The organism is Flavobacterium frigidum, assembly GCF_048286735.1.
Classification (GTDB): Bacteria; Bacteroidota; Bacteroidia; order Flavobacteriales; family Flavobacteriaceae; genus Flavobacterium.
In genome coordinates, this window is record NZ_JBLVPU010000005.1 from 120200 (window position 1) to 134137 (window position 13938).

At 33.5% G+C, this 13938-nt stretch carries 15 protein-coding genes; 6 read left to right on the forward strand and 9 right to left on the reverse strand.

Annotated elements, in window-relative coordinates; all coding sequences use genetic code 11:
• Position 1: 1 nt before the first annotated feature.
• Positions 2-187, reverse strand: coding sequence for a hypothetical protein (locus ACNQGO_RS04865; protein WP_417984476.1), 186 nt, complete (start codon positions 185-187; stop codon positions 2-4).
• A 42-nt stretch (positions 188-229) separates the two neighbouring features.
• Here ACNQGO_RS04865 and bcp point away from each other — a divergent pair, with 42 nt between their 5' ends.
• A complete protein-coding gene (gene bcp / locus ACNQGO_RS04870; RefSeq protein ID WP_417947604.1) occupies positions 230-682 on the forward strand; it encodes a thioredoxin-dependent thiol peroxidase in 453 nt (150 codons plus the stop codon).
• A 386-nt stretch (positions 683-1068) separates the two neighbouring features.
• On the opposite strand, the gene ACNQGO_RS04875 is transcribed toward bcp, so the two are convergent.
• Positions 1069-2529, reverse strand: coding sequence for a TonB-dependent receptor (locus ACNQGO_RS04875; protein ID WP_417943445.1), 1461 nt, complete (start codon positions 2527-2529; stop codon positions 1069-1071).
• Positions 2530-2623: 94 nt separating this feature from the next.
• Here ACNQGO_RS04875 and ACNQGO_RS04880 point away from each other — a divergent pair, with 94 nt between their 5' ends.
• Both ACNQGO_RS04880 and ACNQGO_RS04885 read left to right on the forward strand, forming a co-directional pair.
• Complete coding sequence (locus tag ACNQGO_RS04880; protein ID WP_417977353.1) at positions 2624-3388, forward strand: MBL fold metallo-hydrolase; 765 nt, start codon at positions 2624-2626, stop codon at positions 3386-3388.
• Positions 3389-3399: 11 nt separating this feature from the next.
• On the forward strand, positions 3400-3900 hold the full coding sequence (locus ACNQGO_RS04885; RefSeq protein ID WP_417943443.1) for a hypothetical protein: 501 nt from the start codon (positions 3400-3402) through the stop codon (positions 3898-3900).
• 58 nt (positions 3901-3958) lie between these two features.
• On the opposite strand, the gene ACNQGO_RS04890 is transcribed toward ACNQGO_RS04885, so the two are convergent.
• The 4 genes from ACNQGO_RS04890 to ACNQGO_RS04905 all read right to left on the reverse strand — a co-directional run bounded on the left by ACNQGO_RS04890 (position 3959) and on the right by ACNQGO_RS04905 (position 8300).
• On the reverse strand, positions 3959-4606 hold the full coding sequence (locus ACNQGO_RS04890; protein ID WP_417968651.1) for an alpha/beta hydrolase: 648 nt from the start codon (positions 4604-4606) through the stop codon (positions 3959-3961).
• 139 nt (positions 4607-4745) lie between these two features.
• Complete coding sequence (locus ACNQGO_RS04895; RefSeq protein WP_417943441.1) at positions 4746-5084, reverse strand: hypothetical protein; 339 nt, start codon at positions 5082-5084, stop codon at positions 4746-4748.
• Between the two features lie 3 nt (positions 5085-5087).
• Complete coding sequence (locus ACNQGO_RS04900; RefSeq protein ID WP_417984478.1) at positions 5088-6341, reverse strand: dihydroorotase; 1254 nt, start codon at positions 6339-6341, stop codon at positions 5088-5090.
• Positions 6342-6371: 30 nt separating this feature from the next.
• Entirely contained in the window at positions 6372-8300 is a 1929-nt protein-coding gene (locus tag ACNQGO_RS04905) for a BatA domain-containing protein (RefSeq protein WP_417977350.1), read from the reverse strand.
• 181 nt (positions 8301-8481) lie between these two features.
• Between ACNQGO_RS04905 and ACNQGO_RS04910 the strand changes: the two genes are divergently transcribed.
• Positions 8482-9594: a lactonase family protein gene (locus ACNQGO_RS04910; RefSeq protein ID WP_417943438.1), complete on the forward strand. Its 1113-nt coding sequence runs from the start codon at positions 8482-8484 to the stop codon at positions 9592-9594.
• A gap of 84 nt (positions 9595-9678) precedes the next feature.
• Here the strand turns inward: ACNQGO_RS04910 and ACNQGO_RS04915 are convergent, their stop codons facing one another.
• The 3 genes from ACNQGO_RS04915 to ACNQGO_RS04925 all read right to left on the reverse strand — a co-directional run bounded on the left by ACNQGO_RS04915 (position 9679) and on the right by ACNQGO_RS04925 (position 12798).
• On the reverse strand, positions 9679-11031 hold the full coding sequence (locus ACNQGO_RS04915) for a DEAD/DEAH box helicase (RefSeq protein ID WP_417943437.1): 1353 nt from the start codon (positions 11029-11031) through the stop codon (positions 9679-9681).
• A 201-nt stretch (positions 11032-11232) separates the two neighbouring features.
• Positions 11233-11997, reverse strand: coding sequence for a TIGR02757 family protein (locus ACNQGO_RS04920; protein WP_417984510.1), 765 nt, complete (start codon positions 11995-11997; stop codon positions 11233-11235).
• Between the two features lie 138 nt (positions 11998-12135).
• Positions 12136-12798 carry an ABC transporter ATP-binding protein gene (locus ACNQGO_RS04925; protein WP_417977344.1) on the reverse strand — a complete coding sequence of 221 codons (663 nt, stop codon included), beginning with the start codon at positions 12796-12798 and terminating at the stop codon, positions 12136-12138.
• Between the two features lie 244 nt (positions 12799-13042).
• On the opposite strand from ACNQGO_RS04925, the gene msrA reads away from it, so the two are divergent.
• A complete protein-coding gene (msrA, locus tag ACNQGO_RS04930) occupies positions 13043-13591 on the forward strand; it encodes a peptide-methionine (S)-S-oxide reductase MsrA (RefSeq protein ID WP_417943472.1) in 549 nt (182 codons plus the stop codon).
• 46 nt (positions 13592-13637) lie between these two features.
• Complete coding sequence (locus ACNQGO_RS04935) at positions 13638-13937, forward strand: hypothetical protein (protein WP_417943435.1); 300 nt, start codon at positions 13638-13640, stop codon at positions 13935-13937.
• Position 13938: the final 1 nt, after the last annotated feature.

The window sequence follows — 13938 nt, forward strand, 5'->3', positions numbered from 1 at the left end:
TTTATGATTGTAAAAATAGTACATATTTTAGTTTGCGCCTAATCCAGCTGTGCATTACAAGTCCTCCTTCAAAAGCCTTTTTTTCTAAGTTTATAAAGGAGCTTCCTGCTGGTCGCTCTTTATAATCAAGAAAAAAAAGCTTTTTCAGTCCGGGCTTTTCATTTCCATCTGGGGCAGAGCGTTTCATAAAAACAGATAAATATCTTGTAAAACATTTTAATAAAAACCTATGACAACATTAAAAAAAGGAGATAAAGCTCCCGCTTTTTCAGCATTAGATCAAGATGGAAAATTACATCAATTAGCTGATTACGCCGGTAAAAAATTAGTGGTTTTCTTTTATCCAAAAGCGAATACGCCGGGATGTACTGCCGAAGCGTGTGATTTAAGAGATAATTTTGATCGTTTTCAGGCCAATAATTATGAACTTTTAGGAGTAAGTGCAGATCCAGCAAAGGCTCAAGCCAAGTTCAAAGACAAATACGAATTTCCTTTTCCGCTACTCGCAGATGAAGATAAGTCCGTAATACAAGCTTTTGGCGTTTGGGGACCAAAAAAATTTATGGGAAAAGAATATGATGGCATTTACAGAACCACGTTTGTAATTGATGAAAACGGAAGTATTGAAGAGGTCATTTCAGATGTTAAAACAAAGGCGCATGCTGCGCAAATTCTAAAGTAAAATTCTCTTCTATCAAAAAAAAGCCACGTCTAAAATTGATTTTAAACGTGGCTTTTTGATTAAAACATATTATTTAGTGCATTAAAGTTTTAGCTTTCGCAACGAGATGATCATTTTCTTCTAAACTTCCATTTAATCCAATCCAACCAATAATTTCGCTTTAAGGAATGTTCTCTATTATAAAGAGTATTTCCTTGAAGTTTGAATTGGTTTTTTTAGAAAGAAATAATTTGAAGGAGTTGCGATCAAATTTTTCAAGCTTTTATCTTAAATTCACTTTTTTAAATGGTGTATTTGTAAGAAATGTATCGAATTTTAAAAATAAAAAAAAATCCTAGATTGTATGTTCAATCAAGGATTTAGTATGTAAATAGTTAGGGAACCTATTAGTTAATTTCTTTTAAAACTTTATTGGGATCGTAACCAAAAAGTTGGTGTTCCTTTATAATTTCTGCAATTCCAGATGGAAGCATGATTTCCCAACCTGGTTTTCCGTGGTTAATCATATTAAGGACTTCACGAGAAAACACCTCTAAAATAGAAGGGTCGTAGTCATTTATATCAACCACTTTTCCGTTAAATTTAAAGAACTTATACAATTCTTTCATTCTAGGATGTACTTTTAAATTATCAGAATTGATGATTTCGCCATTTTCTCCAATCATTGGATACAAGAAAACTTTCATATCGCGGTAAAATAATTTACCAAAAGCTTCCAAAATTCCACCGCTTAAATGACGGTAATATTTCTCATCAAAAATATCGACAAGGTTATTTACACCCATCGCTAATCCCATTCTGGCCTTGGTATAATTAGAAAAATATTCTACTACTTTGTAATATTCCTGGAAATTTGAAATCATTACCGTTTGTCCTAGAGAACACAATAATTCAGCCCGATCCATGAAATCGCGTTCATCAATTTCTCCATCAGAACGAAGGTTAGACAGCGTAATTTCGAATACAACTAACGTGTTTTCTTTTTCAACTTTGTTTTCGTTCAAGAACATTTTTAAAGATTTCTCGTACATGTCCATGTTAACTTTTGTAACGGGACGAAAACTTCCTCTAAAAGCAAGGATGTTTTTCTTGTATAAAATAGCTGCAGGAAGAATGTTTTTTCCATCGGGATTAAACATTACTGCATCAGTCATTCCGTTTTTCACTAATTGTAAACTCATCAAACGATTGTCTACATCAGCAAAACGAGGTCCTGAAAAATTTATAGTATCTATTTCTAATTGATCTTTGTCTAAATGGTCGTATAAATAACGCAACAAGCGTTTGGGATCATTGTATTTGTAATAGGCTCCGTAAATTAAATTTACACCAAGAATACCAAGTGTTTCTTGTTGCAAGCGGACATCTGTTTCTTTGAATCGGATGTGAATAATAATTTCGTTATAATCTTCATCAGGCTCGATTTGGTAACTAATTCCAACCCAACCGTGACCTTTAAATTGTTTGGCAAAATCGATAGTTGCAACTGTATTGGCATAACTAAAAAACATTTTATTGGGATGTTTTTCTCGACTCAATCTTTTCTCAATCAAATTTACTTCATGAGAGAGCATCTTTTTGAGTCGGCTTTCTGTTACATAACGACCGTCTTCTTCAACTCCATAAACCGCATCACTAAAGTCTTTATCATAGGCTGACATTGCTTTCGCAATAGTCCCTGAAGAACCACCAGATCTAAAAAAATGTCTTACAGTTTCTTGACCAGCCCCAATTTCTGCAAAAGTCCCGTAAATATTTTCATTTAAATTGATACGCAGTGCTTTGTCTTTAATCGAAGGGATTTGTTCGATGACTTTGTCACCTTTTAATTTTATTTCTGTATCCATTTTCTTTTAATATGGCTAATAATTAGCAAAGTTAGTGAAATACGTTTCTAATGAAAGATAATTAACCCTATTTTTGTAAATAAAAACGATAACATTGAAGGTATATTTTTTAGGAACTGGTACATCACAAGGGATTCCAGTTATTGGGAGCAACCATCCCGTCTGTTTGAGTAGTAATTCTAAAGATAAAAGATTACGAGTTTCCGTTTGGATTTCATGGGAAAATCAATCTTTAATCATTGATTGTGGACCCGATTTTAGACAGCAAATGCTTGCTTCAAATTGCCAAAAAGTGGATGCTATTTTGTTTACGCACGAACATGCAGATCATACTGCGGGTATCGATGATATTCGACCGTTTAACTTTAAACAAGGGGAAATTCCTATCTACGCCCATCAAAGAGTGATTGATAACTTGAAAAGTCGCTTTGAATACGTTTTTGAAACTGTAAATAAGTATCCCGGCGCACCTTCTGTAGCTACTCATGAAGTAGTAAATAATGAATCCTTTTCTATTGGTGGTAAAATAATTATTCCTATCAATGCAATGCACGGTAATCTTCAAGTTTTTGGGTATAGAATTGATGATTTTGCTTATTTGACAGATGTAAAAACTATCGAAAAAACCGAAATAAATAAGCTTAAAAACCTAGACGTATTGGTTATAAATGCCTTACGTGAAGAACCGCACGATACGCATTTCAATTTGAAAGAAGCATTAGATTTTGTAACTTTGGTCAAACCCAGAAAAACATATTTAACACACATTAGTCATATTCTAGGATACCATGAAGAGGTTCAAAAAGAACTTCCAGAAAATGTTTTTCTAGCGTATGATAATTTAGAAATCACATTATAATTCTATTTAAAATGAAACAATCTCTTTTACTTTACCTTACTATTTTAGCCGTTCTTTCTTCTATTTTTACTTATATGTTTTTGAGTAAGCAAGTTGATTTCGAGCAAAATAGGTATGCAAAAACAACAAAAAAATTAAGAGACAGCATCGCTTTAGTATCCAATCAGTTGGTGGATGCCAATTATTTTTCATTGGCAAAAAATGAGAATGCACAAAATTATTTTGATTCTGGAAGTTCAGAGAAAATAATTCAATACGAAAAATTAATCCCAGTTGTTACTGAAAAATTATTGGATTACAATTCCAATCCAAAAGGGAATCCCTACACTGGTCAAGACCAAATCGGAATGAATAAATTCATTATCAATAAAGTACGAATCTTAAACCACAGATGGATAATTGCTGATTTTAGCGATGGTGAAGTTTGGGGAGAAGTTTTATTGAAATATTTTGTCAATACAGATGATAGTATTTCATTCGAAGTAAATCAATCCTTGTTGTATCAGAAATAAATAAACAATCGCAGTTTTCAGAAATTGTATCTTGAAAACTGCGATTGATTACTGAAAACTATTTTTCCTGAAGCCAATTTTTAAAGTCATAAAAGTTCTGAGGAGCTACTCCGTGGCCTACAGGATATTCTTTATAGGTGGTATTGATTCCTAATTTCTCCACAATTGCTGGAGTTCTTCTAGCCCAATCAACAGGAATAACTTGATCAACCGTACCGTGTGAAGCAAATATTTTTAGTTTACTAAAGTCGTTTTTTAGGTAATCTTCGGCTATGATTTCTAGATTCAAATAGCCACTCATTGCCACTACTTTGTGAACCTTTTCTGGATAAGATAGTGCTACAGCGTAACTTAATATTGCGCCTTGGCTAAAGCCAATTAGTGAAATATGATTTGCATCAATTGGGTATGCTTTAATCAACTCATCAATAAATCTAGCAATTAAATCGCGAGAAATTTTAGCTTGTTCATGATCTGAAAATTTATTTTCATCTGCATCAAAGTTGATGGCGTACCAAGCATAACTTCCGTATTGCATATCATAAGGCGCGCGAGCTGAGATTATGAAGTATTCTTCTGGAAGTTCTGTTGCAAATGAAAATAAATCGGCTTCATTACTACCGTAACCGTGTAATAAAAGTAAAAGCGGGTTTTTATCTAATTTAATTTTAGGTTCTTGTATTTTGTATTCTAAAGATAAATTCATAGGTAGTGTGATCAGTTCGTAGTAATAAGTTTTTAGTCGCAGTTTTCTATTTTAAAAAATGCTGCATTCAAAAAAAAAGTCTCAGTTTTGGTTTTCTAATTTTGCAATCAAAAATCGGTATGTAGCAATCTTCTATCAATTAGGATATGTTTGAAAGCCATTTTTGGTAGTAGGAACCCAATAAAGGAACCGGTTTTGTTTCGCCCTTTATTGCGCTAGTAATGCCATAAGACCATAAAACAAAAACGAAAATCCACATGGGAGCCGAAATCATTAAGCTGTCAAAATTGCTGATAATTAATCCCAAGGATATAAAAGTTAGTGTAAGTCCAAGCCCTTGACGAATGTGAAACGACGCAAACGCATTTTTGTCCTCTGAGTTTATGGACATCGCTATAAACACGCCAATTCCTAAAATATAGCTTGTAATAGCGGCAGTTTTTCCCGACTCAGAATTATTATTATGATTATTATTCATTTTTTATGCTAAAATTAATTTTCCTTGATTGATAATTCCATGTACTTTTCCTTTCATTTCTGATTCCAAGAACGCTGAGTTTTTTGATTTGGATAAAATAGATGTTTTCGTAAAAGTACTTTTTGGTTCCGGATTAAATAAGGTAATATTTGCTTTTGAGCCTTCATTAATTGGTTCTATTGCAATACCGAATGTTGTTTTCCCAGCAGTCAATTTATCTATTACAGTTTCTAATGGTAAAACGGTCATCAAAGCACCAAAGGCGCTTTCCATGCCAATTGTTCCATTTTTAGCACCATCAAATTCCATTTTTTTGTGCTCAATATCTATCGGATTATGGTCGGATGTAATCATATCAATAGTACCATCTTCTATTCCCTTCAACAATGCTTTTCTATCTATTTCAGCTCTTAATGGAGGCGAAATTTTATAACGACTGTCAAAACCTTCTAGTTTTTCATCTGTAAAAACCAAATGATGTACGGCAACACTGCATGAAACGCGTAGACCATTGGCTTTAGCCTCTTTGATTAGCTGTACTGATTTTTTGGTTGAAATGGTCGGAAAGTGTAATTTTCCTCCAGTATATTCCAACAGAAATAAATTTCTTGCAATTTGTAATTCTTCGGCAAGATTTGGTATGCCCTTCAATCCTAATCTAGTTGAAACGATTCCTTCATTTGCCACACCGTTTCCTTTTATATTTTCATCTTGTGAAAAAGCGAGTATTAATCCATCAAAATCTTGAACGTATTGCAAAGCGATTTTCAGCAAATTTGCATTGTCTAAACTTTTGTTATAATCTCCAAAAGCTATTGCTCCTGCTTTTTTCATATCAAACAACTCTGCCATATCTTTTCCAGCACTCTCCTTCGTTAATGCACCAATAGGGTAGAGTTGGGTCGCAAATCCAAGTGCTTTATTCAAAACAAAATTTACTTGAGATTGATTGTCAATTACTGGGAACGAATTAGGCTGTAATGCTATTGCTGTAAAACCACTTTTGGCAGCAACCTGAAGTCCGTTTGCAATAGTCTCTCGATCTTCAAAACCTGGTTCTCCAAGCGAAACGCTGCTATCAAACCAGCCTTGTGATACGTGTAAATTATCTAATTGTATTTCGTCTGTATGTTCTAAATTTGGTAAGGAAGTGCCAATTTTCTGTATTAACCCATCAACAATTAAAATATCTACGGTCTTATTGTGAAAAGGACTTTTCGAATCGATAATTTTGGCGTTTCTGATGATTAAGTTCATGTTGATTTTTTAATTATTGAGTCTTCATTGTTACTTGACAAACCTTATAATTGCCATTTCGATTAGTAAAAATGACAGTGCAAAGATAACAAACCATTTCCAAATTTGATTGTCCGTCCGGTCAGTTTGTAAAGTATCAAAGAGTGATGCAATTGATTCAATTGTTTTGTAATCTGACACTACATTTTCATTGGCTTCAGCCAAATCACTTTCGGTCCTATCGTAATTAAAACTGATGTTTTCAATCCATTCTTTCTTGTTATAAACCCTAAAATTTCCGGCTTGTATTGGGTTGTCTTGAAAGTTCATTTTGACTTTGTTATTCAAAATTTGTTGGATGGGAATAAACTGTTCGTCTGCACCTTTAATCGTTAAAATGGCATCTTTATCTAATGAAGCTTCTGCTATATGCGGGCTGTTGTCTCCTATTGTTATGGCATTTATTCCCGTATTTTGATTGTTTGTTGCCATTTTATAAAAAGTAGGCACAATAAGAGGTGATTGCTGGAAATTTGAATTCTCGCTATTAATAGGCGCTGCAAAAACGGAAACGGTAGCAACTGAATTCACAATTGAAGTCAAAAAAACACTTTGGTCCAGATACGACAAAGCAGCAGGGCTAGAGCTTGATACTGTAAAGGATTTATTTGTTTTTGGATATTGAAAATTAGTTACTTTATTTTCAAACACATTATCGAATATGGGATGATTAAAGTTGATTTTGGTAATTAGTTTTTCTCTGTTTTCTAAAGTATTGAAGGTGATGTTTCCAAAATTAAACAAGAAAGTGTTCAAGTTAGGAACGGAGCTCTTTTCTGACGGAATAATAATTAAATCCCCACCTTTTTCTACAAATGATTTTAAAGTGGTTGCCAAAGCTTGCGGAATTTCATCCAGTTCATTTACAACAATCGCATCCTGTTCTTCTAATTTATTGTAATCTAAAGCACTTAAATTATAGTTAGTAAAATTGAATTCTTCATTGGTGTAAATTCGGGAAAGGAAATTGCTTTTCGCAGGTTCTCCAATACTTATAATATTGGTTTTCTTCGTTTTTGAAATACTAAAATACAAGGTATTGTCATAGCTCAAACCAGCATCAACTATCGAAAAATAACCATGAAAGGATTGTTTCGGAATTGTAAAATTGAGGTTTTTCTTTTTGGTGTCTAAAGTTGCTATTGTTTTGGCAATGAGTTTATTTTCATTGAATAATGAAATAGGAATCGGTTTAAAATCATCACCATAACCAGATATTTGAACAGTAATTTCATAAAAATCCTCAAGTGTTTTATTAATGAAAACACTGTCTATTGATACATTGTTCTTCTGCTCTGCTTTAGGAATAACAAATAAAGGAGCCGTAATCGCATCACTATTTTTTAGTTGTTTTTGATTAAGACCAACCGCATCAGTAATAACAACAATATCTTTCTTAAAAGCCGATTTATGAGCTTTTATTTTGGCGATTATATTATCTAATTGAAAAGGAGTGGCGCTGTATTTTAAATTTTGTAAAGCAGAGCGAACCGATTTTATATCTGTGTTCCAGTAATTTTCTGAATTGGTCAACAATGAAAAATTTAAATTCTCTGGTGTTTCTTCCAATAATTCTTGAACGGCTCTTTTTAGCAATTCGCCTTTTTTTCCTTTTGCTTGCATACTAAAGGAATTATCCAATACAATATACAATTCGTTATTGGCATTTTTACTGTCTTTGGACTCAAAAAAAGGCTGTGCAAAGGCTAAAATAATAAACAATAATAGGAGTAAACGGCAGGTGAGGAGCAACCATTTCTTTATTTGTGAGCTCTTTCTGGTTTGAATAGAAAGCGCTTTTAAAAAACGAACATTGGTAAAGTATTCTTTTTTGAAACGGCGTAATTGAAATAAGTGAACCAAAATTGGAACAATCAATAAGAACAGAAAGTATAAAATTTCGGGATGTTTAAAATGCATTCTGAGGTTGAGTTTACTTCACTAGATTATTTTTTCAATGAAGTTCATTGAATTTTGACAGTCAAAAATACAAATTTGTTGACAGTTTTAGGTGATGTTGTTATAATTTTTCTGAGGAATGAACAATTTACAGGTACAATCAATATTATGTCTATTTTAGCTGTAAATACTATTTATAAACATGAAAAATCACTTTGCAATAGTTTTATTAATTTTCATTTTTTCGAACGTTTGTGCACAAAAAAGTAACTACAATTTACTCATTGGTACTTACACGCAAAAATGTGAAAATAAAGGAATTTACACCTATGATTTTAATACTAAAACGGGAGATTTTAGTTTTAAAAATTCTACCGAAAATGTGGTGAATCCAAGTTTTTTAACGGTCTCTAAAGACAATACTTTTGTGTATTCTGTTAATGAGTTTGGAGCAGCAAGTACCGTTAGTTCTTTTGGTTTCAATTCAATTACCGGAAAATTAGATCAAATAAACAAGCAAAATTCAAAAGGTGCTGATCCGTGTTACATCATCAATGACCATAAAAATGTCATTGTCGCAAATTACTCTGGGGGAAGCATTTCAGTTTTCGAAAAAAACAAAGATGGAAGTTTGGCTGAGGCAAAGCAAGTCGTGCAGCATTATGGTAAAGGAAATAATACCCAAAGACAAGAAAGTCCGCATGTACACTTGGTTCATTTTTCTCCTGATAAAAAGTTTGTTTTCGCTACTGATTTAGGGAATGATAAAATGTATGTGTATGCCTATTTTCCTGATGAAGCGAATACAGTTTTAAAATTAAAAGATAGTATTTCAGTACAATCAGGGAGTGGACCCAGACATTTAACGTTTAGCAAAGACGGAAAATTTGTTTATCTATTGCATGAACTAGATGGAGCGTTATCGGTATTTAGAAATGCAAATGGATTGTTGAAAAAAGTAGAGGAAACTACTGTTTTATCAAAAGAGTTCAAAGGAACTTTTAGTGCTGCAGATATTCATATTTCGCCTGACGGTAAATTTTTATATGCCACCAATAGAGGCGAGGCAAATAACATCACGATTTTTAAAATTCTAAATAACGGAAAATTATACCTGCAAGGTCAAACCAGTACTTTAGGAAAAGGACCTAGAAATTTTGCGATTGACCCAACAGGAAATTTTCTTTTAATAGCAAATCAATTCACGAATGAAGTAGTAATTTTTAAAAGAAATAAAACTATCGGAGCACTCATTGCTACTGGTAAAAAAATTGCTTTGTGTGCACCTGTTTGTTTGGTTTTTACAAAAAAGTAATTGTTGCAGGATTTACTATAAAAGGGCTAAAATGAATATCATTTTAGCCCTTTTATTATTTGAGATTTTCAAGTTTTGAAAGTCTTATTTATTTTTGTCTTTTCTCTTTTTGTCTCGTGTTTTAAGCATATTTCGATTTACGGAGCCATGCGTTTTTTTCTTGGTAACTCCAGGCCCACCCAAATTGACTTTTTTATTCTTTTTACTTTTTTCTTGAAAAGCACCATCTCCCTCTAGTTTTTGTTTTTTCATCAAAAACTTAATAGGTTGTCTGTCTTTTTCAGGTTCGATTAGTTTTGATGAAACTTCCACTGTTTCTGGAAAAGACTCAATCGATAATTCCATATTCATAAGCACTTCTACTTCTACTTTGAACTCTTCTTCACGAGGAGCAATAAGACTGATTGCCGTTCCAGTGGCATCAGCACGGCCCGTTCTACCAATACGGTGCATGTATAATTCTGGCATTTCTGGCATTTCAAAATTCACGACATGAGTGATATTAGAAATATCCAAACCTCTCGCCATAATATCTGTAGTAATCAAACCACGAAGATTTCCTTCTTGGAAGGATGCCATCGTACTCAAACGATAATTTTGTGATTTATTGGAGTGAATGACACCAAATTGACCATCAAAATCCTCTTCGATGCGCTCGTGAAGCATATCTGAAATCTTCTTGTTATTAACAAAAACCAAAACGCGACTCATGTCTTCGTTCGATTCTAATAAGTGTTTTAAAAGATTAACTTTGGTATTGAAATTGGGAACATTATAGGTGATTTGCTTGATGTTTTCTAATGGTGTTCCAGAAGCCGAAAGGGTAACTTCTTCGGGATAATCAAAATAATCATTCAAAATAGCATCTACTTCATCTGTCATTGTAGCTGAGAAAAGAATATTTTGACGCTTTTTTGGCATCATAGCCAGGATAGCGGTCAATTGGGTTCTAAACCCTAAATTCAGCATTTCATCAAACTCATCAATTACTAACTTTTGCATGTCTTCAAAACGAATCACATTGTCTAATGTTAAATCCATGATTCTTCCCGGAGTTCCCACCAGTATGTCACATCCTTGATAAACAGTAGTTTTTTGCGTGTTGATATTAACACCACCAAAAATTCCAATAGTTCGAACTGACATGTATTTTGTCAATTTTTCTACTTCCTCTACAACTTGCACTACAAGTTCACGTGTAGGAACTAGAATTACTATTTTAGGCGTGTGTCCTAGAGTAAATTTGTATAATTTCAATAAAGGCAAAAGGTAGGCAAATGTTTTTCCAGTTCCAGTTTGTGCAATTCCCATCATATCCCTTCCTGACATTATCACAGAAAAAGTTTTTTCTTGGATAGGAGTTGGAGAAGTAAATCCTAAATCGTCAATTGCTTTTTGGACAGATTTGGGAAGATTGAATTGTTCGAAAGTACTCATTTGCTTAAATTTTGTGCAAAGATACGTTTTTTATGAGGATACTGGCATTCGTTGCTGGGATTGTTGTTTTCGAAAGAGTCTGAGCTACTGTATTTAATGAGGAACGGCTTATTACAATTAGATTGAAAGATTAAAAAACAGGCTATAATCGGTATTAATTTACTACAACAGCACTTCTTATTTTTGTATCAGAATTAGTTTTTAAAAACCTTCAAAAACACCTAGCCCAAATAAAGCAAAATCATATTTTACAGGATCCGAAGGTTCGAACTGCCGAAGTTTTAAGTCCAATTCGGTTAATGCTTTACCATCATTTTGTTTTCTTGTTAGCAATCCTAGTTTCCGAGCTACGTTTCCAGAATGCACATCTAAGGGGCAAGACAAGGCAGCAGGAGAGATGCTTTTCCAAATTCCTAAATCGACGCCAGTGGTATCTTGACGGACCATCCATCTTAAATACATGTTGATTCGTTTGGCTGCTGAATTGTTCAAAGGGTCTGAAACGTGTTTTTGAGTCCGATATTCATGGGGAATTTCAAAAAATATCTTTTTAAATTCGGTGATGCTTTTTTGCATAGTTGCAGATTCTTTATTTTGGGCAAATACAGATTCTAAGCCATGATGGTTCTTGTAAATATTTTTTAAACTCCTAATAAAAGTAGTAAAATCGATTCCGTTAAAAGTTCGGTGAACAAAAGTGTCCAAGCGTTGCAGATCCGCATCAGAATGCGACATAACAAAATCATATGGTGCATTTCCCATTAAATCCATCATTTTATGCGAGTTTTTGATGATCATTTTGCGATTTCCCCAGGCAATGGTTGCACTCAGAAAACCAGCAATTTCAACATCTTCTTTTTGTTTAAATAAATGCGGAATTTGTACGGGATCACTTTCTATGAAATCGAGTGTGTTGTATTGCAGGACTTTTTCGTCAAGAAAATCTTTAAGATCTGATGGATTCATACAGGAAAGGACTTTGGTACCTATGTAATTTAAAACGATTTTTCTGTTTATTTTAGGTTGTAGCCCAGATAGGAACGGCATCCTTTTTATTTTTATTTTCAAAAATAAAAAGATAGAGTGGATAGCTGGAAATAGCTCCTAATTACTAATTAAACCATCTACCATGACTAGCTTTCGGTCGGCCATATTAGCTAGTTCCTCGTTGTGGGTTACTATGACAAAAGTTTGTCCGAGCTCATCTCGTAATTTGAAAAAGAGCTGATGCAAATTTTCGGCCGATGCAGTATCCAGATTTCCGGAAGGTTCATCTGCAAAAATGATTGCTGGCTTGTTAATTAGTGCTCGTGCCACGGCTACGCGCTGTTGCTCACCTCCAGAAAGTTCATTGGGTTTGTGATTCATACGGTGCGAAAGACCAAGATACGTTAATAATTTTTTTGCTTCTACTTCTGTTTCTTCCTTAGATTTGTTTGCAATAAAAGCGGGGATACAAACGTTTTCTATAGCGGTAAATTCAGGGAGCAACTGATGAAATTGAAATATAAAACCCAAATTTAGATTTCTAAATTTAGACAAGGTCTTGTCATTCATGGTCAAAATATCCTCATTGTTGATGCGCAACTCAATTCCGCTTTCAACAGTGGGTTTGTCTAAGGTTCCTAAAATTTGCAATAGCGTAGTTTTTCCGGCTCCGGAGGCACCCACGATAGAGACAATTTCTCCTTTTTGAATGTGTAAATCAACTCCTTTTAAAACATGAAGTTGATCGTAATATTTATGTAAGTTTTTGGCCTGTATCATTTGGGACTATTTTCACAAAGAAACAAAGATTTTAATGATTATAAAATGGAACTCCTATTATTTTGCTTTGACAAACTATAAACTTTAGTTAAGAGGATCTTGCCACACTGATTTTATGAATAAATTTGAATTTAATTAATACGGTATGAAAAAAATAATTGGAGTTTTTTTGGCCCTATTGCCTTTTTCATTTTTTGCAAAGGCAAATCATGGTATGTTACCAAAAAGTAAAGAAATAATAACTATGGAATTACAAAACGAATTGGAAGTTGCCACCTTTGCAGGGGGATGTTTTTGGTGTACAGAAGCAGTTTTTTTAGAATTGGATGGAGTTACTAAAGTAGTTTCAGGGTATATTGGAGGAAAAACATTAAATCCAACATACAAAGAAATTTGTAATGGTGATACGGGTCATGCCGAAGCTATTGAAATTACTTTTGATCCTAAAAAAATCACTTTTGGAGAACTTTTGGAGATATTTTTTGCAACTCATGATCCCACTACTTTAAACCGTCAAGGAGCTGATGTTGGTACGCAGTATAGAAGTGAAATTTTCTTTCATAACGCTGTGCAAAAACAAATCTCTGAGGATTATATTGCTCTAATGACTAGTGAGAATACATTTGGCAAACCTATTGTAACTAAGATTTCGGCAGCAAGCATATTTTATACAGCCGAAGAATATCATCAAAACTATTACAATCAGAACAAATCACAAGGGTATTGCAGTTATGTCATAACACCAAAAATTGACAAACTTAAAAAAGTATATCAAGATAAACTCAAGAAATAATTGGCATTAGATTTGCACGTAGATTTGAACTAATAATCTAAATACTATGGCAGAACAAATATCCGTTGGTGAAGTAAATAACAAATCAAGAAACCTTTTTTTAGGCATTCTGTTTGACATGATTGGAATTCTTTCCTTTACCGTTCCGTTTCTTGGTGAGTTTTCAGATGTTATTTGGGCTCCTTTAGCCGGTTACTTGATGACTTGGATGTATAAAGGAACTCTGGGGAAAATAGGCGGAGTAGTAACTTTTCTAGAAGAGATTTTACCCTTTTCAGATTTTATTCCAACTTTTACCCTAACCTGGATTTACAACTACCTCATAAAAAACAAAAACGCCTCTTGAT

Excerpts from the sequence above, each read along its gene's own strand:
- ACNQGO_RS04865 (WP_417984476.1), bottom strand. The coding sequence starts at position 187 with ATGAAACGCTCTGCCCCAGATGGAAATGAAAAGCCCGGACTGAAAAAG.
- bcp (WP_417947604.1), top strand. The coding sequence starts at position 230 with ATGACAACATTAAAAAAAGGAGATAAAGCTCCCGCTTTTTCAGCATTA.
- ACNQGO_RS04875 (WP_417943445.1), bottom strand. The coding sequence starts at position 2,529 with ATGGATACAGAAATAAAATTAAAAGGTGACAAAGTCATCGAACAAATC.
- ACNQGO_RS04885 (WP_417943443.1), top strand. The coding sequence starts at position 3,400 with ATGAAACAATCTCTTTTACTTTACCTTACTATTTTAGCCGTTCTTTCT.
- ACNQGO_RS04890 (WP_417968651.1), bottom strand. The coding sequence starts at position 4,606 with ATGAATTTATCTTTAGAATACAAAATACAAGAACCTAAAATTAAATTA.
- ACNQGO_RS04895 (WP_417943441.1), bottom strand. The coding sequence starts at position 5,084 with ATGAATAATAATCATAATAATAATTCTGAGTCGGGAAAAACTGCCGCT.
- ACNQGO_RS04900 (WP_417984478.1), bottom strand. The coding sequence starts at position 6,341 with ATGAACTTAATCATCAGAAACGCCAAAATTATCGATTCGAAAAGTCCT.
- ACNQGO_RS04905 (WP_417977350.1), bottom strand. The coding sequence starts at position 8,300 with ATGCATTTTAAACATCCCGAAATTTTATACTTTCTGTTCTTATTGATT.
- ACNQGO_RS04910 (WP_417943438.1), top strand. The coding sequence starts at position 8,482 with ATGAAAAATCACTTTGCAATAGTTTTATTAATTTTCATTTTTTCGAAC.
- ACNQGO_RS04915 (WP_417943437.1), bottom strand. The coding sequence starts at position 11,031 with ATGAGTACTTTCGAACAATTCAATCTTCCCAAATCTGTCCAAAAAGCA.
- ACNQGO_RS04920 (WP_417984510.1), bottom strand. The coding sequence starts at position 11,997 with ATGAATCCATCAGATCTTAAAGATTTTCTTGACGAAAAAGTCCTGCAA.
- ACNQGO_RS04925 (WP_417977344.1), bottom strand. The coding sequence starts at position 12,798 with ATGATACAGGCCAAAAACTTACATAAATATTACGATCAACTTCATGTT.
- msrA (WP_417943472.1), top strand. The coding sequence starts at position 13,043 with ATGGAATTACAAAACGAATTGGAAGTTGCCACCTTTGCAGGGGGATGT.
- ACNQGO_RS04935 (WP_417943435.1), top strand. The coding sequence starts at position 13,638 with ATGGCAGAACAAATATCCGTTGGTGAAGTAAATAACAAATCAAGAAAC.